The sequence below is a fragment of the Neorhizobium sp. SHOUNA12A genome, assembly GCF_023006505.1.
GTDB lineage: Bacteria > Pseudomonadota > Alphaproteobacteria > Rhizobiales > Rhizobiaceae > Neorhizobium.
In genome coordinates this window covers 92,262-117,762 of record NZ_JALBGV010000011.1, presented here as the reverse complement: position 1 = coordinate 117,762, position 25,501 = coordinate 92,262, and the positions used below count along the sequence as shown (strand labels likewise).

The 25,501-nt window shown below is 59.1% G+C and carries 18 protein-coding genes and 1 pseudogene; 12 read left to right on the top strand and 7 right to left on the bottom strand.

Translation table 11 applies throughout. The features are described 5' to 3' along the window. The 4 genes and pseudogenes from MOV63_RS07950 to MOV63_RS07935 all read left to right on the top strand — a co-directional run. Window positions 1-304: pseudogene (locus tag MOV63_RS07950) on the top strand (hypothetical protein); the annotation flags it as partial. Window positions 305-429: 125 nt separating this feature from the next. Next, a complete protein-coding gene (locus MOV63_RS07945; RefSeq protein ID WP_247033164.1) occupies window positions 430-2,427 on the top strand; it encodes a hypothetical protein in 1,998 nt (665 codons plus the stop codon). Window positions 2,428-2,558: 131 nt separating this feature from the next. Further along, entirely contained in the window at window positions 2,559-4,592 is a 2,034-nt protein-coding gene (locus MOV63_RS07940) for a type I secretion system permease/ATPase (protein ID WP_405029306.1), read from the top strand. Between the two features lie 10 nt (window positions 4,593-4,602). Further along, on the top strand, window positions 4,603-5,943 hold the full coding sequence (locus MOV63_RS07935; protein WP_038546045.1) for an HlyD family type I secretion periplasmic adaptor subunit: 1,341 nt from the start codon (window positions 4,603-4,605) through the stop codon (window positions 5,941-5,943). 781 nt (window positions 5,944-6,724) lie between these two features. Here MOV63_RS07935 and MOV63_RS07930 read toward each other — a convergent pair. Continuing rightward, a complete protein-coding gene (locus MOV63_RS07930; RefSeq protein WP_247033163.1) occupies window positions 6,725-8,269 on the bottom strand; it encodes a hypothetical protein in 1,545 nt (514 codons plus the stop codon). A 301-nt stretch (window positions 8,270-8,570) separates the two neighbouring features. On the opposite strand from MOV63_RS07930, the gene MOV63_RS07925 reads away from it, so the two are divergent. Beyond that, window positions 8,571-10,145, top strand: a complete 1,575-nt coding sequence (locus MOV63_RS07925) for an O-antigen ligase (protein ID WP_247033161.1) — start codon at window positions 8,571-8,573, stop codon at window positions 10,143-10,145. Between the two features lie 38 nt (window positions 10,146-10,183). Here MOV63_RS07925 and MOV63_RS07920 read toward each other — a convergent pair whose 3' ends face one another. Next, on the bottom strand, window positions 10,184-11,200 hold the full coding sequence (locus MOV63_RS07920; protein WP_309500818.1) for a glycosyltransferase: 1,017 nt from the start codon (window positions 11,198-11,200) through the stop codon (window positions 10,184-10,186). Window positions 11,201-11,439: 239 nt separating this feature from the next. On the opposite strand from MOV63_RS07920, the gene MOV63_RS07915 reads away from it, so the two are divergent. Next, the gene (locus MOV63_RS07915; protein WP_247033160.1) at window positions 11,440-12,645 is read left to right on the top strand and encodes a glycosyltransferase; all 1,206 of its coding nucleotides are present in this window, start codon (window positions 11,440-11,442) and stop codon (window positions 12,643-12,645) included. A 24-nt stretch (window positions 12,646-12,669) separates the two neighbouring features. On the opposite strand, the gene MOV63_RS07910 is transcribed toward MOV63_RS07915, so the two are convergent. Genes MOV63_RS07910 through MOV63_RS07895 form a run of 4 tightly spaced genes read right to left on the bottom strand, consistent with a single transcriptional unit; the run spans window position 12,670 to window position 17,310 of the window. Next, window positions 12,670-13,659, bottom strand: coding sequence for a glycosyltransferase family 2 protein (locus tag MOV63_RS07910; RefSeq protein ID WP_247033159.1), 990 nt, complete (start codon window positions 13,657-13,659; stop codon window positions 12,670-12,672). After that, window positions 13,659-14,471 (bottom strand): hypothetical protein, encoded by an 813-nt coding sequence (locus MOV63_RS07905; RefSeq protein ID WP_247033158.1) that lies wholly within the window; start codon window positions 14,469-14,471, stop codon window positions 13,659-13,661. The genes MOV63_RS07910 and MOV63_RS07905 overlap by 1 nt, the downstream gene beginning before the upstream one ends. Before the next feature lie 46 nt (window positions 14,472-14,517). Next, window positions 14,518-16,005: a hypothetical protein gene (locus MOV63_RS07900; protein WP_247033156.1), complete on the bottom strand. Its 1,488-nt coding sequence runs from the start codon at window positions 16,003-16,005 to the stop codon at window positions 14,518-14,520. Between the two features lie 54 nt (window positions 16,006-16,059). Further along, window positions 16,060-17,310 (bottom strand): polysaccharide biosynthesis/export family protein, encoded by a 1,251-nt coding sequence (locus MOV63_RS07895; protein ID WP_247033154.1) that lies wholly within the window; start codon window positions 17,308-17,310, stop codon window positions 16,060-16,062. A 335-nt stretch (window positions 17,311-17,645) separates the two neighbouring features. Here MOV63_RS07895 and epsE point away from each other — a divergent pair, with 335 nt between their 5' ends. The 6 genes from epsE (at window position 17,646) to MOV63_RS07865 (ending at window position 23,835) form a co-directional block, all read left to right on the top strand. Further along, the gene (gene epsE / locus MOV63_RS07890) at window positions 17,646-18,887 is read left to right on the top strand and encodes an exopolysaccharide biosynthesis GT4 family glycosyltransferase EpsE (protein WP_247033152.1); all 1,242 of its coding nucleotides are present in this window, start codon (window positions 17,646-17,648) and stop codon (window positions 18,885-18,887) included. 143 nt (window positions 18,888-19,030) lie between these two features. Next, entirely contained in the window at window positions 19,031-20,077 is a 1,047-nt protein-coding gene (locus tag MOV63_RS07885) for a glycosyltransferase family 61 protein (RefSeq protein ID WP_038546024.1), read from the top strand. Beyond that, a complete protein-coding gene (locus tag MOV63_RS07880) occupies window positions 20,074-20,703 on the top strand; it encodes a serine O-acetyltransferase (RefSeq protein WP_080719222.1) in 630 nt (209 codons plus the stop codon). The genes MOV63_RS07885 and MOV63_RS07880 overlap by 4 nt, the downstream gene beginning before the upstream one ends. Before the next feature lie 26 nt (window positions 20,704-20,729). After that, complete coding sequence (locus MOV63_RS07875; RefSeq protein ID WP_038546022.1) at window positions 20,730-22,367, top strand: AMP-binding protein; 1,638 nt, start codon at window positions 20,730-20,732, stop codon at window positions 22,365-22,367. After that, window positions 22,364-22,597, top strand: a complete 234-nt coding sequence (locus tag MOV63_RS07870) for a phosphopantetheine-binding protein (protein WP_038546019.1) — start codon at window positions 22,364-22,366, stop codon at window positions 22,595-22,597. Before MOV63_RS07875 ends, MOV63_RS07870 begins: the two co-directional genes overlap by 4 nt. Beyond that, window positions 22,597-23,835: a type III PLP-dependent enzyme gene (locus tag MOV63_RS07865; RefSeq protein WP_247033150.1), complete on the top strand. Its 1,239-nt coding sequence runs from the start codon at window positions 22,597-22,599 to the stop codon at window positions 23,833-23,835. Before MOV63_RS07870 ends, MOV63_RS07865 begins: the two co-directional genes overlap by 1 nt. A 22-nt stretch (window positions 23,836-23,857) precedes the next feature. Here the strand turns inward: MOV63_RS07865 and MOV63_RS07860 are convergent, their stop codons facing one another. Continuing rightward, on the bottom strand, window positions 23,858-25,297 hold the full coding sequence (locus MOV63_RS07860; RefSeq protein ID WP_247033149.1) for an exopolysaccharide biosynthesis polyprenyl glycosylphosphotransferase: 1,440 nt from the start codon (window positions 25,295-25,297) through the stop codon (window positions 23,858-23,860). Window positions 25,298-25,501 lie beyond the last annotated feature (204 nt).

The window sequence follows — 25,501 nt, the reverse complement described above, 5'->3', positions numbered from 1 at the left end:
CGCGGTAGGTGGCTGGGCATTCGGTGGTGCTGGTGCTGCCGGCGGCGATGGCGGCCTGGCCTATACCGGCGCCGGCGGAGCTGGCGGCGACGGCGGTGTCTGGGGCTCGCACAACGGTGACGACGGTTTCGTGACCGGCACAAGCTCCGCTTCGGCCGATGCGTCGATTGACACCCACGCCTTCAACCAGGAAATCGTGATGGGTGCGAACCTGCAGCAGAACGCAATCGACATGACGATCGTCGGCGGCGACCTCCACAGCACGGTGGCAGGCGACGACACCCACGACGGCACCAGTCTCTAAGCCGTCGCTTTCCCTGCTCCAGGCAGAGACCTTCACATCGCGGACTGCGCAGACCTCCTGCGCAGTCCCTCATTCCGAACGACCTTTGGTCCAGGCATGCCAATGCAGAGGCAGCGGTTATGACGATGATGGATACAATCACGGAGGAAATCGCTCATTTCATCGGGCTCTTCCACACGAACCCCGAGGATGCGCGCCTGCGGGATAATTACACCGATTTCTCGCTCAACACGCCCGAACAATTCATCCCGCCATCTGTCGCGACCCCATCCCATTTCGAGGCGCCTTACGACCTGCTCGGCTTCGATCCGTCGGTGGTCTACAAGGCTCCCGCCACTTTCACGCCCATCTGGCATCCCCACTTCGTGGGTCGATATGACCATCCGTCAATTCCCGTCGTAGAAATCAGGACGCATTACGGCCGGCATGAGATGCCGCGGCACGAGTATCCGTCCTATGCGAGCGGCAAGTCATTTACATTGGGGATACAGCCTCTTGGCTCGGTGGTGAACTTCATCGTTCAGGCCGCCTCGCTTTCCGACAATGACAGCTTCGGCGTCGGGGGACACGGCCTCGCGTTCAATCCTGCTCCGGTTGATAACGGCGAGCTGCTGGATAGGGCGCAGGAGGTCTTGTCGGACGCGCCGGTCGGCCATCTCGATATGCCTGAATCCTCGGCAGACCTTATCGAGATCATCAAGTCCGTCGCCAGCGAGCTGGAGTCCCTTTCAGCCGATTCCGGCGGGCCGATGGAAGCTTTCGTCCATCAATCCACGACGATCGAAGGTACCTACGTCAACGGAGTGCTCGTCGACGAGGCGCCGAAGCTGGAGGATTATCACTCCTTCGGTAAGGATACAGATGACGCCGACGCGGAGGAGGATGCTCATCCATCCAACGCCAAGATCTTTGCGGATGGCTCCGTCCAGGTAGACGCTTCGGTCGAACTGATCGGCGGCGCCAATACCACCGTCAACGATGCCGTCCTCAAGAATATCTGGACCGGCGCAACGGTGACGGCGGTCGTCGGCGACCATTTCGAGATCAACGCGATCATCCAGGTCAATGTCATTCAGGATGTCGACGCCATTACCTCGGCGATCAGCAGCTGGACGAACGACGGCGCACCCGACGAAATATTCAACATCGCCACATTCCACAGGGTCGATCCGCTGCAGGACGACAGTGCCTCCTCGCATGCCAGCGGAGGTTATCCCGGAAGCTGGATCGTCACGGAGATCCAGGGCGACCTGCTGATCGTCAATTGGCTGGAGCAGTACATCTTCATGTCCGACAATGACGTCGGCATCCTGTCGTCCTCCGGCGCCACGACCAAGGTCATTGGCGGCGACAACATGAGCGTGAACCAGACCTCGATCTACGAGCTCAGCCATGCCTACGATCTGATATTGGTTGGCGGCAGCCTTTACGACGCCAATATCATCCACCAGATGAACATATTGTTCGACAACGATATTGTCGGCGCGGTCACGGTTTTCGAAACGACCGGCGAGGGCGCGTTTTCCAGCGCCGGAAACCTGCTCTGGAACCAGGCCCATATCTACAATATTGGCGGCGCCGATCGTTTCGACACGCTGCCTTCCGCCTACCTGGACACGGCGACCGATTTTGCCGGCGGCGGAAGAAATCTCTCCAGCGGCGTTCTGACTGATCCGGCGTTTGCGGGATTGGCCGGGTTGCGCGTTCTCTATATCAGCGGCGACATGCTGAATATCCAGTATATCAGCCAGACCAGCATCGTCGGCGACAGCGATCAGATCGCCCTGGCGATGAATGCGGTCAATCCTCACGCGGAAGCGACATGGTCGATCTCGACCGGGGGAAATACGCTCATCAACAACGCCGCGATCGCCGACCTGGACTCTCTCGGCCATACCTATGTCGGCGGCGAGCAATACTCCCAGGAAACGCTTTTCCAATCGGGATTGATTTCAAGCCATCCGGAATTGGCGGCGCACGATCCCGATGCACTGGTCAACGAAGCGGTGGCCTTTCTCGACGATTCGATGCTGCAAGCCGATCCAACCGAGCCTGGATACGGCGTGCCTGTGGATCATGACGGCCACTATCAGAACGATGGACTGCAACATGTGCTCGGATAATGGGGGGAAACATGTCGGACGCTCAAAAGAGGGCCGACCTAGAACAGGCCCACGATCACGATGAAAGTCGGCAACTTGCCGGGGAGGAATTTTATGCAAAATTGGAGCGCGCCGTGGACGAATGCCTGAAAATGTCATCCGGTGACGCAGTCTCTTCAGCAACGATATCCAGGCTGGAACCCAAGAACTCACCACCGAGTTCATTGCGCGTAAACGAGGGCTCGTCGGGCGCCGATATTCTGGCCATGCCTGCCAATGGCAGGATCATCGAACCGGAGATCGAGCCGAAGCCTCCGCAGCGCGAAGCGACGGAGGCGAAGGCGCCGGAAGGCATGATCACGATCGATGCCGACACCGGGCCATTGCGGACAGAGGCAAAGCCCTTTGGAAAGCCGCCGACGACCGGTGGCGGGCGTGGCGGCGACGGTACGTTTCACAAGCGCCTCGCGCCGGTCGACTTTTCTGCCAGCCTGCGCGCGGGCGTTACTGCGGTGCGGCGGAACCTGGCGATCGTCATGTTTTTCACCGTCGCCAGCAATATCCTCGTGCTTGCGATCCCGACCTACCTGTTCCAGATATCGGACCGGGTGCTGACCAGCCGTTCTCTCGACACGCTGGTGATGTTGACGATCGTGATCGTCGGAGCGGTCATCCTGCAGGCGGCCTTCGACGCTCTTCGGCGCTTCATCCTGATGCGGACCGCGGTGGAAATCGCGGCACAGCTTGGCGCTCCGATCCTGAGCGCGGCCGCCCGCGCCTCGCTTCAAAGCAATGGCCGCGAATATCAGGTGCTCGGCGATCTTCAGCAGGTTCGTTCGTTCCTCGTCTCCAGGACCTTGCTGTCGTTTCTCGACGCGCCGATTGCACCTCTCTTCGTGGTGGCGGTCTTCCTCATCCACCCGCATCTCGGCTTCATCGTGGTGCTGACAGCCCTCATGCTGCTGGCCTTCACCCAGATCAACCAGCGGATGACCGCTGAGCCGTTTGCCGAAGCCAACACGGCGCAGGTGAAGGCCAACCTTCATCTGGAATCGATGTCGCGCAATTCTCAGATCATCAACGCGCTCGCCATGATCCCGGAGACGGTGCAGATCTGGGGCAAGGACACGGCTTCGTCGCTCAAGTCGCAGGTCATCGCCCAGGACCGGAATATCACCATTGCGGCCATATCGAAGGCCTGTCGCCTTCTGACCCAGATCGCGATGCTCGGCTGGGGTGCCTTTCTGTCGATCGAAGGGCAGCTCACGGGGGGCATGGTGATCGCCGCCTCCATCATTGCGGGTCGCGCGTTGGCGCCGATCGAAGGGGCCATCGAAGGATGGAACCAATACAGCCAGTCCCGCGCGGCCTACGCGCGCATATCGGCGCTGCTGAAATCCTCGCCATTGAATTTCGACCGCCTGAACCTGCCGAAACCCGAGGGGCGCCTGGATGTCGAGCGCCTCCTTTATGTGCCGCAGGGAACGAAGCGCGTCGTGCTCAACGGCGTTTCGTTTGCCCTGCAGCCGGGGGATTCCCTGGCGATCATCGGCAATTCCGGTGCCGGCAAGACGACCCTCGGAAAAATGCTCGTCGGATCGATACTGCCCACGTCGGGCAGTGTCCGATTGGATCTGATGGACCTGAGAAACTGGGATCAGCGCCAGTTCGGCGAAAACATCGGCTACCTGCCGCAGGACGTGCAGCTCTTTCCCGGCACGATCAAGGCCAATATTGCCCGGATGCGGATGGACGCGGATGACGAGCAGATTTACCGGGCCGCAATGCTTGCCGATGTTCATGAGATGATCGCCAGCCTGCCGCACGGGTACGAAACCGTGGTTGCCGCCGATGGTTCGCCTCTTTCCGGCGGACAGAAGCAGCGTATTGCGCTTGCCCGAGCTTTTTTCGGCGATCCGAGGATGGTGGTGCTGGATGAGCCGAACTCCAATCTCGACAATGCCGGCGATGCGGCGCTGCTCCAGGCACTTCGCCATGCCAAGGAACACAAGATAACCGTCGCGACGATCACGCAACGTCCGGCTCTCCTCAGCAGCGTCGACAAGATTCTGCTCGTGGTCAACGGCACCGTCGCGCTGTTCGGAATGCGGGCGGATGTCCTGAAAGCGATCGAGGCCCGGGGCATCGATATCAATACCGGTTCGTTCGGCCATCTGTTGCAATAGGGGTTGGGTCATGTCTGCCGTTGCCAAGGTACACGATCTCGAATGGTACTCGGAGGTTCCTCGGTCAGTCTGGAAACAGACGGTCGCCGGCCTTGCGCTGACGGCCATAGCCTTCGGCGGTTTCGGTACCTGGGCTGCGACCGCCCCGCTTGCGGCAGCCGTCATCGCCCAAGGCAGTTTCGTCGCAACCGGCCGCAACAAGATCGTTCAGCATTTCGAGGGCGGCATCATCAGGGAACTGCTGGTCAACGAAGGCGACCAAGTTGTCGAAAACCAGCCGGTGATCAGGCTGGACGAGACCGCGTCGCAGGCCAAGAAACGGGAATTCTTCCTCAGACGCGTCAGGCTGGAAGCAACGGCCGCCCGGCTTACCGCTCAATCCGAGGCCGCCGACTCCATGACGATTTCGTCATACCTCAACGATTTCAGGGATGACCCGGATGTTTCCGCGATTATCCTCACGCAACAGCTCAACTTCAAGGCCCAGCGCATGAAGCTGGCGACCGAGCTTTCTCTGCTGAAGCAGAATATGAAGGCATTGGAGTTCCGGAGCGAAGGTTACACCCGCCATCGCGATGCCATGTCGCGGCAGCTCATGTTGCTCAAGGACGAATACGATACCAAGCGGGTCCTGCTGACCAAGGGATTGTTGCGCGCAACCGAGGTCAGAGCGCTTGAGCGGGCGATCGCCGATGCCGAGGGGCAGATCGGCCGCCTGGAGGCAGAAGTTTCGGAAACCGGAGCCGAGCTCCTGAAGGGGCAGCAGGAGATCACGCGTGCGGAGGAAACGTATCGGGAGGAGGCACTCGACCGCTTGCAATCGATCCAAGGCGAGCGTGATGCGGCGCGTGAACAATCACGCGAAGCCGACGACGTGCTGCGCCGGGCTACGATCCTCGCGCCGGTCTCCGGCACGGTCGTGCGGACCTACTACCATACGACGGGTGGCGTCATCGAAAGCGGCAAGGGGATCATGGAGATCCTGCCGGCCGGCGTGCCGTTGATCATCGAGGCAAAGGTGCCGCGCAACGAGATCGATAGCGTCAAGGTGGGACAAAAGGCGACGATCCGTCTCATCGCCTTGAACCAGCGCACCACCCCGGTCCTGAGGGGCGAGGTGTTTTATGTCTCTGCGGACGCAATGGAGGATAGCAAGGCGGGGCTCTCAAACCACGACGTCTATGTCGCGCGCATCAACATCTCGTCCGAGGAGATCGCCCGCATCAAGGGATTTACCCCGCAACCCGGCATGCCTGCGGAGATCATGATTCAAACCGCAGTCAGGACTTTTTTCAGCTATCTGATCAAGCCGGTTGTCGACAGCATGTCGAGAGCATTCACCGAACGCTGACAGGGTGTAACGCTCGTGGGGACGCCCGCACTTGGTGCTTCCCCGCTGCTGCCAAAAAAGAAGCCCTCGCCGATCAAACAGCGAGGGCGTCCACAAACGGGAAGTCATCGAGGCTGACAGGACGCCTCGCACACCATAACACCACGAGCCATGAGAAATGTCAGGTTCACCAAAAGGAGAAGGCCCGACCGTTTTTCCCGTTCGAGCCTTCAGCAGTCTGTTTGGCGAAAGTATTATTCCCTTATCTGCACACCATATCAACTCAATCAAAAGGATTAGGTTCTATCAAACGTTGCAGTAAGTATGTGATTTAATAATCACCGGTTGATTCCTCTTTTTCCACATAGGATTTGAGGCGATGTACATGAGGTAGATCGCTATTCACTCGAAATTTATTGAGCTAAATTAGGTATCGAAAAGTTACACTTGAGGTGTGGCCCGTTTGCAATATCGCCGATCTAGGATTGTGGTACTTTGTAGTGCGGACTTGAGCAGAACGCCTCGGGTTTCGGCGTGGTAGACTGACCGGTTGCCATACCCAGGCAGCCGGTCAGTTGTTTGATGAATACCTGCATCGCATCCGCTCAATCTTTCGACGACCAAAGTCTGGCGGGCATCCGCTCCTCGAGGACATCAGATTTCAGGCCTATTGCTTTTCGGGATGGAGCGCATCAGCCGCGGCAGGCGTCCACGGCAAGGACGTGTGGTCCATACCTTGCGCGGTTTCCGCCTCGGGTGATATCGCGAGTTTCAATTGCTGAGCAGAGAGTGGACGAGAGACCTATAGTGCAGGTTTGCGCTTAAGAACCTGTTGGATAGCTTGCCATTTCGGGTGGCTGCCGCCCTCTTCTTCCAGCAATCCCCAGCTGCCCCATTTGTTGGGTTCGCTCATCGACGAAAACACGGCGTAGAGGCCTCCGTCCGACATCCGCCAATTCTTGAGATGGCGAAGGTAGAGTTCGCCCATTCGGCGGTCGCGATTGGCTGCAACAAAGAGATTTGTCAGTCTTTCGTTGTTTTCCGCTCCGCTGCTGCCAACCAGGTGTTGGCCCCCTTCGTAGGCGTAGAGCTTGACGCCGTATTGTTTGGCGATCGCTGCCTGCTCCTGAATGGTTTTCTTGTTGTCTGTCTCGACTTCATTCTCGAGTGCCGAGAAGAGGCGGTTGAGCGACCATCTCGAAACCTCTTCCTGTCGGTCCGGCGCGCCAAAGCCCCCACCGAAATAGGGAGCTATCGCAAGCACATCCGCATGCGCCTTGACACCTTTCCACGACAGGATCGTCTCGCTGGTCCAGACGTTTACGGATTGTGCCGAATAGACGCCGACGATCCTCTGTCTGGCGGCACCGAAAACGTCTTCCCAGATTGCCAGTATTTCGTTTGTCCGCTGTGCGTAATAGCGGAGCTGCGCTTCGTAGTCATTGGTCGAGAAGCCGAGAGCAAGGCCGCGGCTGCGGGCATGGTCGGCCTGATCGAAGCTGGTGTTCCAGACTTCATTGGAATATTCCACATGGATCTTGAGATCCGGGTCGAGGTCTTTCCTGACCTGTTCCGCGAAATGACGAACATAATCGTCGTCGGCGAGATGGGGCATGTTGAACCACGGATCCGATTTTACCAGATTGCAGAGTTCGATCATGTGTTCGAGCGGGACGCCGAGTTCGGATTTACCGAACTGGCCGGGCCTTGGCCTGTCGCTCCAGCTCTGGACCTTCGAATTGTTGGTTCCCATCCAGTCCATGAAGCGCAGCGTCGACATGCCGCTCAGCCGGTCCAGAAATGGCGCCCTGAACGTCTCCTTCGGTATTGGCCCGCGCTCATACACCCGGATATTGCGGATCGGATCGGTCGGATCGGTTTCCATCACCATGGAGGTGAAGGGAGCATCCTTTCGAAGATTGCGCACGTCGTCGCGCCCCGGCGACCGAGACTCCAGTTCGGCGCCGGCTATGTAGCCAAGCTTGCCCTTGCCGTCGTAGTGGACCGAAAGCTGGACGGGCAGGTTTTTTCGATGCGCTGTGAAGATCAGGAAGCTCTCGACGAACGATCCGGCCGGAACCCGCGTCGGATACCCGTCCTTGGTCATCGGCGGCAGTGGCGTATCCCATGTGAAGGGGGCGTCCTTGACCTGCACCCGCCAGGGCGAAGCATTGTAGGCGAGGTTGGAAAAAGCCTGCTCGGTTGCCCAATAGCTCATTCCGGTGATGTTCAATCCCACCTGCTCGGGAAAGATCTCGTCGGTGGCGTTGGCGCCGGAGGGGATGCCGCTCAGGACTGGTGCGATCGCGACATTCGACAGCATTTGGAGAAACGTTCGGCGGTTCACGGCGGATCCTTTCCTGATGCTGGCGTTGGGTCGTCGGTTTCGATGGGCAGGAGCTGTGGCGCGGCCGTCTTGAATCGAACGGCATAGCAGGAGCGCAGGCAAGCAAGGCAAATGGCGGTACGGGGGCTACGATCGAAGTAGGCGTTAGCTCTTTTGGATATGTGTGGGAAGGCGAGCCGGGCGTGTAGCCTAAGTCGAGGCGCGCAGCCGGGGTTGCGCATTGGCAAGGGGCAGCCATATGGGGAAAAGTCGCAGCGCGAGACGTCTTCGCACGGGCGCGGTTTCAGGCGCGAGAACTTAAATGCCTGAATATCTCCGCGCTCTCCTCTACGTTCTGATCATCAGTGCTCCCGCGCTTTATATCGCCGGAAAGGTCGCCGTGCCCCTCATCGGCGAAGCCGAGTTCAAGCTTTGGCGCAATTGCTGGGTCATCGCGACCTGCGCCACTTTCCTGTCGCGAAGTTTCTTCGATTTCGCTGCCGCGCTTGCGATCATGAGCCTATATATCCATCGAAATTCCAAGCAGCCCGTCCTGCTCTACGTGATCCTGATGTTCGTGGCGCCCTGCGTTCCGATCGGGGTGGGCATTCCGGGCGTTTTCAACAGGATCATCGATCTTGATCCGCCGCGCCTGCTGGCGGTCGTCATCCTGTTGCCGATCGCGATCAGGCTCTGGAGAGAGCACGACAATCGGGAACTTCGCGGCCCGGACGTCCTGGTCATCGCCTTCTTCGTCTATATATCCTTGCTCGCCCTGCGTCTGGGGGATCTGAATTCTATTCTGCGCGTCGTACCGGGCTATTTTCTCGACATCCTGCTTCCCTACTTCGTCTTCAGCCGATCGCTGCGCTCGGCGCTGGAAATAAACCAGGTATTGCTCGCCTTCGTCGTCGCGGCGCTGCCGCTTGCCGCGATCGGATTTTTCGAAATCTGGAGAAACTGGCGGATCTATTACGTGGTTGTGCTGCAATGGGACGTGGTGTTGATCACCGTCTATCTTTTCCGCGACGGTTTTCTGCGTGCCGCTACGACGTCGGTGGAGTCCATCGCGTTCGGATTCCTTTGCATGACCGCGGGTGGCTGTCTGCTGGCGTTGCGGACGCCAAAGTCGTTGGGCCTCTGGCGATATGCGGCGCTCGGCGTGCTGATGATCGGGCTTCTGTCCAGTGTCTCGCGCGGCCCCTGGCTTGGTTTCGCGCTCTGCGCAATGGTGCTGCTGCTGACCAATCTGCGGGTCTCGCTCAAGCTGCTGGTCGGAATGATCCCGGGTATTGCCACTCTGATATTTGTGCATCCGCCATTCATCGACCGGTTTACCAACCTGCTTCCATTTGTCGGTTCTGCCGACAAGGGCAGCGAGACCTATCGCTCCAGGCTTTTCGAAAACTCGATTATCGTCATCGAGCGTTATCCGCTTTTCGGATCGGACACATTCGTGCGCGAGTCGGAGATGCAAACGATGATCCAGGGGCAGGGCATCGTGGACGTGGTGAATACCTACCTGCAGATTTCACTCCATTACGGATTGATCGGCCTGCTGTTGTTCGCGATGTTCTTTGGAGTGCTCGCGGTCAAGCTCGCTGCCCTGTTCTGGACGAGCAAATCGGATATCGTCAGTTATGAGGGCGTGCTCGCGCTTCTGGCTGCCATGCTCTTTACTATCGCGACTACCAGTAGCGTTTCGATCATTCCCTATATCTACTGGCCGTTCTCTGGCCTCTGCGCCGCACTTCTGAGACGAGGCGCGGGCATGGAGTGGGAGTTTTCTCCGATGGCCAGGGTAGGGATGAAAAGCATGGGAACCGGGCTGCCATACCCGGTTATCCCGACCTCCGCTGAGGTCAAGAAGATGCGGGTTCTTGGGTCGCGCCAGTAGCGGCGGACAACCGCCGAGCCGCTGTTCAGCAATGGCTACTATTTATATTCGATGATCCGCTGTTGGCGATTGATCAGTCGGTTTACATAAAACTGAGCGATGCCCTGCATCTCCGGGAACTTGCCGAGGACATCGAATGTGGCGAAGATCCATCTATCACCTGGTTTGGATGCGGTTCTGAACGCCAGGCGCAGGATCTGAAGCGGATAGGCCAGCAGCAGCGCGAGGCCAACAGGATCGAGAACCGTGCCGACGATCGCCGCCAGTGGTACCAAACCGCCCCAGAAAACCGCGCGTTGGAAATTCCTGACCCATATCCTGGACGGAGATTTCCAATGGAGATGGGACACCTGTGCATAGGCATGCCCGCAACGCACGCTTCTCCGCCACCATTGGCTCAGGCGACTTATGTCCGCATCGTGGCGCGTCATTTCGCAGGGGAGGCGCCAGATCTTCCAGCCTCTTTCGCGTAGACGGACGCAAAGTTCCGGTTCCTCTCCCGCGATCAGCTCGTTGGAGTAACCGCCGAGATCCTTGAGGGCAGAGGCTCTCATGAGGATATCGCCGCCGCATGCCGGGACTTCACCGGGCGGGCCCTCCCATTCGCGGTCGCAGATGGCGTTGAAGATCGTGCGGTCGGGATGCCGTTCACGCCGATCTCCGAAGACCAGCGCGACATCCTTGCGCATGGCCAGAAAGGTTGTGGCCGTCGCGATCCACCTGGCGTCAAGTTCGCAATCCCCATCCAGGAACTGCACAAAGGCCGTGTCAGGCCAGCGTTGCATGACAGCATCAAAACCTGCATTGCGCGCGCGCGCCGCCGTGAATGGAATTGCCATGTCTAGCGGTACAACTTCCGCGCAGAGCTTGGAAGCTGCCTCGACGCTACCGTCCGACGAGGCTGAATCCACGTAAATCGTACGCTCGCGATGGTTCTTCAGCGAATTGAGGCAGTCGATGAGACGCTGCCCTTCGTTACGTCCGATCACAACGACGCAGACATCAGCCCCGAGCCCCGAATAGCTGCCGCGGTGCATTTGGATATCCATGTCCATGTGCGCGTATCCCCCGGCCGTTGGTTTATTGGTCATCTGTCGCGATCTCGGCCCCGGAACGTGATAAGCCTCTATACTGTCTGTATAATTTCGGCTCGCTGGTGTAAATTTACCTCTTTGGTGGAAGCCGATGCAGTGCTCCTAAGCTCTTTGTTGCACTGAGCCCGCGAAACCCTTTTTGCTATACCTGATCCAGGGGAATTGCCGCTGATAGGCAAATATGAAGGGGCGCTTGTGGAATGCGGATTGCGTATTTCACCAACCAATATCCGGCGCCGAGCCACACGTTCATACGGCGCGAAATCGTGGCGCTTGAGGCGAGGGGGCATCGGGTCGAAAGATATGCGATACGCCCCTTTCGCGGCACATTGAAGGATCCCGAGGATATCGGGGAAGCCCGCCGCACCCGCCATATCCTGCGGACCCCGTTGATAAGAGCCTTCGCAAGCGTCGTTCGCCAAGCGCTTGGCCGCCCCGGTCCTTCGTTGAAAGCCTTGGGAATTGCGCTCCGGTTCGCGAGGACGTCCGGAGGGCGTTACCTGCGTCACCTGGTCTATTTCTGGGAGGCGATGATCCTGGCCGATTGGTGCCGCAGGGATAAGATCGATCACCTGCATGTGCATTTCGGCACCAACCCCGCGACGGTCGCGACATTGGCGCATGAGATCGGCGGCATGAAGTTCAGTTTCACCGTGCACGGGCCGGAGGAGTTCGATCGGCCTGAGACCCTGGGCCTTGGCGACAAGATCCGGGCATCGTCGTTTGTGGTCGCTGTCAGCTCCTACGGCCGCAGCCAGCTGCTGCGCTGGGCCGACCTTGGAGACTGGCGGAAGATCGAGGTGGTCCACTGCGGCATCGACCAGCGTTATCTGAGCGACGATGTGGAGCTAAACCGCTCCGATCCGCGTCTTGTCTGCGTCGCGCGGCTCTCCGAGCAAAAGGGTCATCTCCTTCTGCTTCAGGCAACGGCCAACCTGCGGGCCGAGGGGACGCATTTCGAACTCGTTCTTGTCGGCGATGGCCCGTTGCGGGCCGAAATCGGACGCGAGATCGAACGGCTTGGCCTCGGCGGCACAGTCGTACTGATGGGCATGATCTCGCAGGACGATGTGCGCAATGAAATTCTTCGCGCCAAGGCTCTGGTTCTGCCAAGCTTCGCGGAGGGCCTTCCCGTCGTGCTGATGGAAAGCATGGCGCTGAAGCGCCCGGTGATCTCGACCTATGTCGCCGGCATCCCGGAGCTTGTTCAACCGGACAATGGCTGGCTCGTTCCAGCCGGCGATCTGGAGGCATTGACCGGCGCAATGCGGCAGGCGTTGTTCGCAAGTGATGTCGAGTTGTTCCGCAAGGGCGAGGCGGGGCGGCGGCGGGCGCTCGAACGGCACGACATCAACAAGTCGGCGGCGGCATTGGAAATATTGATGGCCAGACCGGGTATCATTTGAGCCGGATGTTGTTTGTGAAAGCGGTCAGATCCTGCGAAACGGCCCCGAGTGCCGGATGAAATCCTGCAGCAGATGCGGTGGCCCGCTGGAGCTTTTGCCTTCGGCGAGAAGCCGGATGCGCCAGGCGATGTGTCCGCAAAGCCAAGCAAGGTCCGAGAGGACCGAGAAGACGGCTCCGTGATGCTTGAGATGGTAACGCCGCCGGGACTCGAACCAGTAGGCTGGTCGCCTGGACGGTTTGACGTGTCGAGTCACGCCCGTCGACTGGCCGACCAGGTGGATGATGCGGCTTTGCGGCACATGCCAGCAGGACCATCCGGCGCGCGCTGCCCGAATGCAGAAATCCACTTCCTCATAATACAGGAAATATCCTTCATCGAGGGTGCCGATCTGATCGAGGACGTCTGTCCTGACCATCAGGCTGGCTCCGGAGACCCAGTCGATCCGGCTGGGCTCCCGCGGCATATCCGGAGCGATACGCCAGCGCCCGAGCAGGCGGGTAACCGGCCCCAGCTTCGCCTCGCTTTCAAATTCATTGGCAATCGAGGGAAATCGGAAAGCGCAGGCCTGACCTTTCCCGTCCGGATGTTCCAGACGGCTGCCGGCAATGCCGGCGTCGGGCTTGCGGTCCATGAATTCGACCAGGCGCGTAATACTGCCGGGGCGGGCAATGGTATCGGGATTGAGGAGCAGGACATAGTCTGGTCGACCGAAGTTTGCCATCGCATATTCAATGCCCCGGTTGTTGCCGTAGGCAAAGCCGCCGTTCACTTCCAGCGGAAGGCATACGGCGTTCGTCCAGCCGTTCTTCTTTATGGCTGCTGCAATGAGATCGGCCGAGCGATCGCCGGATCCCCCCTCGACGGCAACGATCCGCGTCCCGTCCGGGACCGTGCCGGGGACGCTCAAGGATGCAAGGCAATCGATGGTGAGATCGGCGGTCCGATAGTTGACGATGACGACGACCAGTTTCAGCGCCGTGGCGTCGTACTGCCGGTTAAGTTCGACATCCATCAAAGGCCGTGCCTCTTCGTTTTGTTCAGGACCACCTGCATGTTTTTCTCGGGGCCAAGATAGCTCCGGCAGATCTCCAGTTCCGCAAGTTTTGACTTACCGATCGCGAGTACGATCAAGGCGGTGTCCGACATTTCGACAAACGGGATCACCTCGTCCGAACTCAACATCGGCGGCAGATCGAAAAGAACGATCGTCGGTCTCAGCATCTGTCGCGCAAGATCGACCTGCGCCGTCATCCGCGCCAGGTCCGCCGGCAGCGGAATTTTGCCCGGCCCCCAGGCCGCGCGCAGCAGATGACAACGGACGCTTCGAATATCCACCGTCGTCAGCCAACCGTGAACCGGATCGTCCGATACCGGACGAGGCGACAGCCCGAGTATATTGCCTATTGCGGGATCCCGGGAGTTCGCATCGACGAGCAAGACATTAGCGCCGGGTACGCGGGCGAAACTGAGCGCCAGATTGATGGCGGTTACGGTGGTGCCGCATCCGATCGTCGGGGCGGTCACCGAAATCACCCGCGTGTCCCGGTCCTTGTGTGCGTTGAGCAACTGGTTTCGCAGGACGTCGTAGGAATGTGCCATCGGACTGTCGCTGTCGAAGGCGATGATGCGATTGGAATACAGAAAGGTGGGGGAGACTGGAGAGACGCCGGGCAGCGGTGGACATTCCTCATGGGAGTGGATGACCGAGCCGTTGAGGTAATTGGTATTCAGCTCAGCAAGGCCGGTCCCATCCAGCCTCTCCGCCATTCTTCCCCGAGATGAAATATTCTTGATGACTTCCATGAAATTCGTGCCCTGTCCCATCGATACCATTTTCAACTAGAGGCGGTTCGGCCGTAGTCGAACCACGTCACCCTCCCGCAAGCGGACTTGGGTTCGCAAAAGCGGAATTCCGGAATGCCCTGGCAATACGCCGCTTCGGCTTCCACCGTGGAATAACCACCAGCGTTTCTCCGGCCAGAGCGTCGCTGAGATCGAACGTGCCGCGGATGGTCTGGTCAAACAGATGCGCGCCGTAGATGCCCGCCGCCGCAGCCATGGCCGCTGCAGCACAGGCTCCAGCGATCAATTGGAGTCGCCGTGGTCCCGTAGCGGCTTTGGGAACTTCCGGCTCCTCGACCACCTCGATCTGCTGTGCGGCATCGCCGTCCTCCAGTCGCTCGCCAAGGCGTGCCGCGTCGAGCTTAGTCTGCATCTCGTCCATGTTTCGCTGCAACGACACCTTCTCGGCTTCATTCGCCGCGATCTGTGCTCCAACTTCGGGAGCGTGAGAGACAAGCTCCCGCAGCTTGGCGATGCGTTCCGTAAGGGCGCTCCTTTGGGCGATATTCTGTTGCTGGCGCGGCTTTGCCATCGCGATACGTTCTGCGATCAGCATGAGCTCGGGCGAAAGCGTCTTGATCTCTTCAGGCGTCGGCATATTCCCCGATGTGTCGCGCGGTGCCGGTGCAACCTGAGCCCGCATCTCATCGAGACGCTGCTTCATGGCGCGAATCTGGGGATGCGTGTCCGAATAAATGACCGACTTGACTGCGAAATCACGCTCAAGCTCGACGAGCTGTGCATGAAAACGCGTACTTTCGGTCGTCTGTCCGACGCCCATGCGCAGCTGGGCTTCGTAGATTCCTATCTCTTCGTTCAGCGCAACGGCGGCCCGGTCGAGTGCCGCGAGTTCCACTTCCTTTGCCTGAAGCTCAATCAGCAAGGTTGGGATTCGCGTGGGATGAGATTCCTTGTTTTCCTCGAGATATTTGGTCCAGACGCCTTCCCTATCGCGGAACCGCTGGGTGACGTTATTGGCCTCCTGCGTCAGGAATTTCGTTGCCTCCGAAGCGCGTGCCATGCGGATGCGCCGGTTTTCTTCGATAATTTGCGAAACGAGGTCCGAAACTACATTCGCGGAAATGATGGGATCGCCATATTTGAAGCCAATTCTGACCGAGGCGTTGTTTGCGACGCGGTCGGCACCCTCGGTCACCGATATCAGCAGAGTGATCTGGTTGCGTATCAAGGCCGCAAAATTGTTCTTGGCCAAGGTATCCGGCATATTTGGAAAGAGACGGTATTTTTCGGCCAGTGCCAGCAGGTTATTGCGCGACAATACCCGTTGCTCGATGAATTGCAGGCGGTCGTTCGATACGGTCGGTGATACGAGCGTCGTTGGTATCTGCTGAAATTCCATCAGCAGCAGCGCCTCGGAATAATAGCTCCGTGGCATCGTGTAGATGAAATAGGCGCCAACCAGAATGGCAATCAGTCCTGGTACGATGGCGTAGAGAGGTTTGGCGAGGGCGATTTCGATATAATAGAGAATATTGCGTCCTAACTCGTTGATCATGCTGTCGCCTCATTGCTTCGCGTACGAGATACATTGGTCATCACGAAGTCTCCGTCATCGAGCTGCCCTCGTTACTTCGGACGAGCGGGTTTCGGCTCGAGCCACCGGCTGACCAGCCCCCGCATCCCCGGTCTTCGTCGGGTCTGTGTAGACGACCCGTAACAGGTCGCCCGGCAGGATCGGGGTCATCTCGGTTGCGACGAACTCGCGGGTTTCGCCGTTGGCGGTCCGCACGACGTGATAGCCGAGTTGCCGCCGCTCCCTCTGCTGGCTTGAGGCAGCACTCTCCCCATAGATGGTCATGATCCGCGTGCTGTCGGCCAGCCGCGCTGCGGTTTCTTCCTGCTCGCGCTGGGCTGCATTGAGTTCGACCAGCAATTGGGTCCGCTGTGCCTGTCGAGCGCTATCGTAACGGGCGAGCTCCGCCATCTTGGTGCGCTCGGCAACTGCAATTTCAGATGTCAGTCGGCTGATCTGTCCCTCGAGCTCGGCGATCGTGCCTTCCTGGACCATCTGCTGCGAACCTTCGGTCACGCCCTTGGCGACGAGCCCGGTGATGCTCTGGAGGCGGCGTTTGGCCAGGTCGATCCGCTTCGTCATGGTATCGACCTGCTCCTGCATCGCGAGACTGTTTCGCTCCGTGAGCTGGTTTGCCTGTGCCTGTGCTTTTTCCTCCATGGAAAGCGCTTCCATGCGGGCGTTCAACAGCGATTGTTCCTGGGCAAGGGCCGGATCGGCGGCAAGCGCTTCGGTCGTGCCGATGGATTTTTCGCCCCGCAGTTCCGCCTCGAGGCGGACGATGCGGGCCTTCAGTTCCTGCAGGCGTTTTTGGGAGTGTTCGACGTCGCGGCGTACAATCACGGACCGGTCCTGATCGGCGGCCAGCAAAGCCGTGCGGTAAACGCCGCCGGCAACGCTGAGGCCGTGAAGGACAGTCATGTTCGCCCGATACGGGTATGCGCCGGGTGTGGCGACCTCGCCAAGAACGTAGATCAGCTGCGGGTTCTGGGTGTTGGGCCGCAGCATGATCGTCAGATTGGGTTTGTCGTTGAAATAGGTTTTCAACCGATCGAGAAGTTGCGCCTCCAGTTCCGAAAGGGAAAGCCCGGCGCTCTGAATATGGCCTGCAAGCGGGAATGACAGCCATCCGTCCGGAGCAATGACGACCTCGCGGGTGAGCTCTGGCTCCTGGGCAATCCATACCTGAAGCGTATCGCCGGGCTGTAGGCGATAGGCTGTCTGGGCGGCAACGTCCCCAAATGTCAGGCAGAGCAAAAGCCCCGCGAGACTCGTTATCCCACGCATCTGTAGACCCCCGGTGATTGGTAACCCCTTCCCATCCAACTGGGATAAGACGGTTTATACTACGGCCGCGTCGGGCACCTGCAAACAAGGCACAAAGAGGTACGTGTCCGATCCCCGTTCCTAACCCGAACGGATGAGTGCCAAGCGATCCGTCCCCTTTAGGATAAGGCCATCCGCCGCCAAGAAAGCTTGTGAAATGGCGACCTGGCGCTGACCATGATCCTTCTGCATTCAACCGATTAGTGCCTGCGGTTACCGGCCGCGCGTGGTCTGTCATGCGAGTGCCGCAGCCGACAAGGTCGCGTGTCGCGGGAGCGTCGGAACAAGGAGGGGTGATGGGTCGCAGGATAGGTTTCTTCATACCGGAATTTCCGGGTCAGACCCATATATTCCTGTGGCGTGAACACGAGGCCTTGTCCGAGCTCGGTATCGAGGCTCAATTCGTTTCCACGGCGCCTCCTCCGAAGGCGATCGCGTCACATGCCTGGGCCGACGAAGCCCGCAGGGAGACCGACTACCTTCTGCCGCTCGGCTTCCGCGGAGCGCTTGCAGCGATGGCGGAAATTGTTCGCGCCGGTCCGCGTCGGGTCGGCCGGAGTCTTGCCGCCGTTCTCGGTGCGGAAATCAAATCTCCAGCCGGTCGACTGCGCATGCTCGCCATCCTATTGGTTGCCGGCAAACTTGTGCGGCTCGCGCGTCGTGGAAACTGGTCCCATATTCATGTCCATTCCTGCGCCGACGCGGCGAACGTCGCGGCGCTGGCGTCGCTCTTGTCCGGAATACCCTATAGCCTGACGCTTCATGGCCCGACACTCGAGGGCTATGGTCCCAACCAGCGGCAGAAATGGAAGAATGCCGCCTTTGCGACGGTGATCTCCAAGCGGTTGTTCAACGATATCGATGTCAAGCTAAACGGCTCGAAACCGTCCCGGATCGCGATTGCGCCGATGGGGGTGGATCTGGAGCAGATTCGCAGGAGCCGTCCCTACAACCCTTGGAAACCTGGGGAACCGTGCCGGATCTTTACCTGCGGCAGGCTCAATCCGGTGAAGGGACATGACCTCCTGCTCCAAACCGTCGAAATTCTGCGAAGGCGTGACATCGACGTCCGCCTGCAGATTGCCGGCGAAGACGAGCAGGGCGGCAGCGGCTATCGCAGGACATTGGAAGCCCTGATTGCGGAAAAGAAGCTCACCGGCTGTGTCGAACTTCTGGGAGCGGTCTCCGAAACCCGGGTGCGACAAGGGCTGGAGGACGCGCATATCTTCGTGCTCGCCAGTCTGAACGAAGGGATTTCAGTTGCCATCATGGAGGCGATGGCAATGGAGATGCCGGTGATCGTCACCGATGTCGGTGGAAATAGCGAGCTCGTCGACCATGGTGTGGATGCCATGCTGGTTCAAGCGCAGCGTCCGGAGGAGATGGCAGCCGCTATCGAAAGAGTATTGCTGAACGATGATCTCTCACGTCGGTTGAGGCAGGCATCGCGGGCCAAGATCGCCGCGAAATTCCACCATCGCATCAGCGCCCAGGCGATTGCTTCACTGCTGGAGCACGAGGAAAATATCGTTATCTGATACTTCGAAATGAGTAGGCCGATAACCCAAAGATCACGGCGAAACCATTGGCCGCTATGCGATTATCCTGCCCAGGGCGGTAGTTTGGGGGCATGGAGCCTCAGCGTTCGAAGCGCCGTCGCGGGCCCCGGGAGGATGGTTGATTGATATCTTTTCCGCCGATCATGCATTCTTTGAGAAGAGCGGCCCGGATCTCTGTTCCGGACATCGAGGCGGTCGCATGCGAACGTTGGACGATCGCTCCGCAAGTCAGACGCTTCATCCACCCTGCCAAATTTCTTCCGCATCATCTCGATCGCATCACGGGTGCGGAATTCGGTTCCGTTGCCGAGATATTGAAGGGCTTCAGGGGAAATTACGAAACCATCCAGGAGGCAACAGTCGGTTACCGGGTCAAGAATATCGACCTGATCGATGGCGTACTCTATGGGCAGAAGTCGTCGAGGAGCCTCAGGCCTCGCAGCCGCCGGCTGCCGGTCTATGTGCCCCCCAAGCAATCGGCCAGTGGGGCACTGTTCGAGAGCTGGGTCGGCAATCGCTGGTTCGGCAACTGGCTTTTGGATGACTGTCTGACTTATTCGCTGGCGGACGAATATCAGACGCCGGTCAGGACGCGGCCGGCCACGTGGGAGCACGAGCCGCAATACGCCCAGAAACTGGGCTTCAAGCCGATCCAGGTCAGCGACGTCCATTTCGACGAAGTGGTCCTTTTCCGGGACAAGGGGCAGAACGCGAGCAAGAGGAAACGGGCCGATCAGCTGCGCGAAAAGCTGCTGGCGTCGGTGCCGCCTTTTCCCGTTCATCCCGGTGTCTTCATCCTGCGAGGAAACGGGGGAAGCAGCCGGAACCTGACAAACGAGGCCGAGATCGCCGAACAGTTCGCATCGAAACTCGGATTCCGGATCCTCGATCCGATGGCGTCGTCGGTTGACAACATTATTCTTGCCTGTGCCGGCGCCCGCATCGTCGCCGGCGTCGAAGGCAGCCATCTGGTGCATGGCCTCACCGTCATGCCGCCGGACGCGACCCTCTTCGTCATCCAGCCCCCGGACCGGGCGGTTTCAGCTCTCAAGATCATCACCGATCGTCAGGGACAGGGCTACGCTCTCGTCATCGGCGAGGGAACCTGCGCAAACTTCAGGGTCGATTGGGATGATATCGACCGCACATTGGAGATGGTGTTCGCATGACCTCACGGCTTCGTTTTCTCCATCCTCAATCGGTTGCGATGCAGGACCACAATAGTACGGCATCTCTGCAGGCGCCTCCCGTCCCGTTCGGCCAGTTGGTGCGCAAGGACTATGACCGTCACGGCGGGACGGTCCTCAATGCCGCCTTCATCGCGCTGTTGGTCTATCGCTTGGGTCGATGGGCGGGTAGCCGCAGAAGCTACGCGGCCAGGCGGTTCTTCCAGAAGATCTACGGTGCGATCAACATGGTCGTTTCAACGCTGACGCGCGTGTGGATCCCGGCCGAAGTGACGCTTGGCGAGGGTTTTCACATCATCCACGTCGAGGGGTCGATCTCGATCCACCCGGCGGTCGTGATCGGAAAACGATGCGGCATCATGCACAATGTCACGATCGGCACGAACATGAGCGCCGGCGCGCCCAGGATCGGCGATGACGTCTTTATCGGCGTAAATTCCACCATTCTTGGCGACATTCGGATCGGCGATCGGGTGCGGATAGGAGCGAATACGGCGGTCTCCACCGATGTCCCGTCGGATTCGATCGTCGTCGGCTCACCGGCCAGGATCTATCCCCGCCTCGGCCCGTTTTTGAGCGAGCACACCAAGGCTGATGCCGGCCCTTGATCCACCCATCGCTGGAGGAGTTTGCCATGAACGCGTTGACCACCAACTTCTATCAGCTTCTGGCTGACAACCTTGATGCAAGGCCGGGCAAGCCGGCGATCATCGACGGTCATCGTGCAGCGAGCTATGCCGCTGTGGTGGCCGAGGTGGATCGGCTGGCGGGCTATCTTCAGAGCCGCAATATCCGGCCGGGCGACCGGGTGATCGTGCACCTGCGCAAGAGCATCGCAGAAGTCACCGCCATGTTCGCCATCGCCAAGGTCGGTGGAGTGATCGTCAACGTCAACACGCAATGGACGGTCGAGCAGCTCGAATATGTCGCCAACGACTGCGGCGCACGCCTGCTGATCGTCGAGGCAAGGGTCGCCGAGGCGCTTGGCGCACGCAAACTACCCGACACGGTCGACAATGTCCTGGTCAAAGGCAAATTGCCGGCCGACACCATATTCGATGTTTGGGATCATCTTCCGGAAGACTTTTCCGGCGACGAAATTGCGCGCCTCGACACAGAACTTGCAATGATCATCTACACATCCGGTTCGACGGGCATGCCGAAGGGCGTGATGCTGACCCATCGTAACATCGTTGCCGGCGCCCGGTCCGTGTCGCGCTATCTGGGCCTCAGGGAGGACGATCGGCTGCTCAGCGTCCTGCCCTACAGCTTCGACTATGGCCTGAACCAGCTGACGACGATGATGCTGATGGGCGGCACGGTTGTTCATCAGGCGGTGCCGATGGCGACTGAAATCGTGCTGGCGATGCAGCGGCATCGGGTGACCGGCGTCGCCGCCGTGCCGCCGCTTTGGAGCCAGATCGTGCGGCTGCTGAAAGACAACCCCGTGGAATTTCCTGCGCTCAGGCGGATCACCAATTCCGGCGGCAAGATTTCGCTCAATATCCTGGAGCAGATACCGCGAGTTTTCCCGGATGCGGATGTCTACCTGATGTACGGGCTGACCGAGGCTTTTCGCTCCACTTATCTTTCGCCGCAAAAATTTACCCGCAAGATGGGCGCGATCGGCCAGGCGATCCCCGGCGCCGAAGTCTATGTCATCAAGCATGGCGAAGGCATCGCCTATCCAGGCGAGCAGGGCGAACTCGTTCACCGCGGCCCGCTAGTGAGCCTTGGATATTGGGGCAAGCCCGAGATAACGGAGCAAAAGATCAGGCCGTGTCCGGAGCTCTGGCACCTGATCGGCGACGAACCGGTCGTCTATAGCGGCGATATCGTCAGGATCGATGCCGATGGCGACCTGTGGTTCATCGGCCGTAACGACGCGATGATCAAGACCAGCGGCTTCCGCGTCAGTCCCGATGAGATCGAGGATCTCGTCTGCCGCAGCGGCGTGGTGGCGGAAGCAGTCGCCTTCGGTGTCGACGACGAGGAACTGGGGCAAACCGTGCATGTGGCGATAACGCCGATCGGCGAGTTCGATGAGGAAGCCTTGCTGCGTTACTGCCGGCGCGCGATGCCGTCCTATATGGTGCCGCGCCAGTTCCATGTGTGGGCGGAAGGAATGCCCCGGACGTCGAGCGGCAAACTGGCGCGACCGGATGTGGTGCGCCTTTCCCGCGAGTGCATGCAAGGCGGGGAAATTGTCCTCAGTGCGCCTCCGCCGGCAGTCCCAGTCAAAGTGACCGAAACGAGGGAGAACTTGCAATGAGCCTTACCCATGGAAAATTGATTGGTTACCTGCGGGAGTCCCTGAATATCGCTCATGCGGACAGCGAGAGCGAACTGTTCTCCTCGGGGCTTCTCGATTCCGTTTCGATGGTGAACCTGCTGGCCTTTGTCGAGCAGACGACGGGCCTTGCCATCCGCGCCGAGGACGTGACGCTCGAGAATTTCGATACGCCATCCCGGATCATCCGTTTTGCCGAAGCCAGCGCCTGATGAACCACTCTTCGGCGCTCGATGTCTGGCTGCAGAGCGCGGCGGCATCATTCGGAACCCCCTCCTACGTTTATCTCGCGTCGGCGATCGAAAGCCGGGCAGCGCTCCTGAGGCAAGCTTTCGAGGGGCGTTTTGCGCTGAGCTTTGCCGCGAAGAGCAATCCCAATCCGGCATTGCTTTCCCTGATGAGGGGACAGGCTGAATATCTCGACGTCTCTTCCATCGGCGAGTTCAGGACGGCGATTGCAGCGGGATGGGAAGCCGCGCGCATCAGTTTCACAGGTCCGGGAAAACGGCAGTTCGAAATCCGGGAGGCGATCGAAGGCGACATTGGCGAACTGATCCTGGAATCGGTGCGCGAGGCTGTACTTGCCAATTCCATCGCCGCCGAACTCGGGCGTATCCAGCATGTCCTCGTCCGCATTGCTCCGACCACGGTTCCCAAAGGGTTTGGCGATCAGATGGCCGGGCGACCTTCGGCCTTCGGCATCGACTGGGAAGATGTTGCGAGAGACATGCCTGAGATCGCAGCCCTGCCCAATCTCAAGATCGTCGGGTTGCACATCTATTCCGGCACGCAGTGCCTGAAGCCCGAAGCCATCTGCGAGAACTATCGCAACTTCATCGGCATTTTCCGGGAGGTCTGCGAAGCTTACATTCCGCAGCCGGAAAAACTGGTGTTCGGTTCCGGGCTCGGAATTCCCTATCACGACGGCGACTTGCCGCTCGACCTGACTGCCGTCGCTGACGGCATCGCGGCGAATCTCGATGGTCTCAAGGCGTTGCCGCAATTTACCGCGACCCGGCTGGTGCTCGAACTTGGGCGCTATCTTGTCGGTGAGGCCGGATATTTTCTGACGCGCGTCATTTCGGTCAAGGAATCACGCGGCGTGCGGATCGGTATCTGCGACGGCGGCATGAACAACCACCTGCCGGCTTCCGGTCATTTCGGAATGGTGATGCATCGGAACTATACGATGCACAAGGTCGGTGGGCAGGGTGAACCGGAGAAAGTCAATCTCGTCGGCCCGCTTTGCACGTCGATCGACCGGCTCGCCGTCGCGGCGATGCTTCCGCGGATTAAAGAGGGTGATCTTGTTGCCGTGCATAACAGCGGCGCTTACGGGCTGACGGCCAGCCCAATCCATTTCATCAGCCACGCACCGCCCTGCGAAGTCCTCATCGAGGCCGCCGGGATGCGGGATGTCACCCACATCCCGGCGCTGCCATCGGCTTAAAGCCTTCCGATCTTGCAGTGAATCAGTAGACCTTGCCGAAATCGCAGATCTCGATTGCGGTGCGGACGATGATCTTCATATCGAGCCAGAACGACCAGTTGTTGATGTACCAGAGGTCGTGGAATATCCGTTCTTCCATCTTCTCGATATTCGGCGTCTCGCCGCGGCAATTGTTGATCTGAGCCCAACCGGTCAGCCCGGGTTTGACATGCCGCCTGAAGGCATACTTGGCGATCTGCGCATCATAGAGTTCGTCGTGGGCGAGCGCGTGCGGACGGGGGCCGACGATCGACATCTCGCCTCGGAGGACGTTCCAGAGCTGCGGCAACTCATCGATACTCGAAGCGCGGATGATGGCCCCCATCCTCGTGACGCGGGGGTCGTTCCTGGTAGCCTGGCGAATATCAGCAGTATCTTCCATGACGGTCATGCTGCGGAACTTCAAAATTCGGAACGAGCGGCCGCCATATCCTTTGCGGACCTGCCTGAACAGAATCGGACCCCTGGAATCGCATTTGATGGCGATCGCCACGACGAGCAACAACGGAAACAGCGAGAGGATGGCCAATAGCGAGAAGATGATGTCGAACGCGCGCTTGGTACCGCGTTCGTAGAGGTTCAGCGGCGGCCGCTGCGTCTGGAATGCTGTCATGCCGCCGATCTTGCGGGCCGGAGCGCTGGTAAGCCGGCCGACGACGCCATCGAAGATGACATTGACCGGCGATGCAGAGCGCCTGAGTTCTCCGAGGTAGAATTCGAGCTTGGAGACATTCGGGTCCCGCCAGATGATGAATACTTCATCGATATTATCGGTCTCGCTCAGCCTCAGTCTCTGCAGGGCGTTCACGGGCAGCAGATTTTCATCCGAGAGGCGGAGGACCTGCACGAGTGTCATACCGCTTGCGGCCGCCTTATGCTGCCAGTGTTCCGCCGAAAACTCCTCATGGCAGATCAGGAGTATCCGTTTCATCTTGAAGGACGCCGCAGCCGCTGCCGACGGCAGATACCAGTGCCAGAACAGGCGGGTGCAGATCAGCCCGGACAGAGAGATGACAGCTGTCATCAAGATCGCTCCGCGCGAGAAGGTCGTGCCGATTTTCAAGAAGAAAATGACCGTCAGCAGGAAAGCGAGAGCGCTTGGAATCAGAATGCAGATCAGCCGGATTTGTGGCCGCAGGAGCTGAATACTCTCCGGGCTGTAGGCCTGGGCGCTGTGCATTGCGAGCACGAAGATCGTCGATAGAACCAGGCCGATCCCGATAAAAAGCGACGGATCGGGCGCAGATCCGAAAACGACATATTGATAGCCCGTGAAGCCGACGCCGGTCGCGCCGAGAAGATAGATGAAGTCGGCCGCGGCAGCCACATAGGCGATAACATGATATTCAGGCCCCCCGCGTTGAGACTTCTGCTCAAACGAGATGTAATCATTTCCAATCTTCGGCTCGAATGGTGTGATCATCGTTAAAAAACCCCTACCAGCGATAAGAGTATAGCCGAGGAGAGGGTAGGCACAATGTATCCAGCCTACCTCCTAAGAATGATCTCCCTATTACCTACTTTTGTTGCTGGACCGATTGAATACAATCTTTCCTCTATAAGGTTGAATCTGCCTTCGAGATTTCCGAGGTAATTTTATTTTGACTTAAGTTAAATGGTATAGATC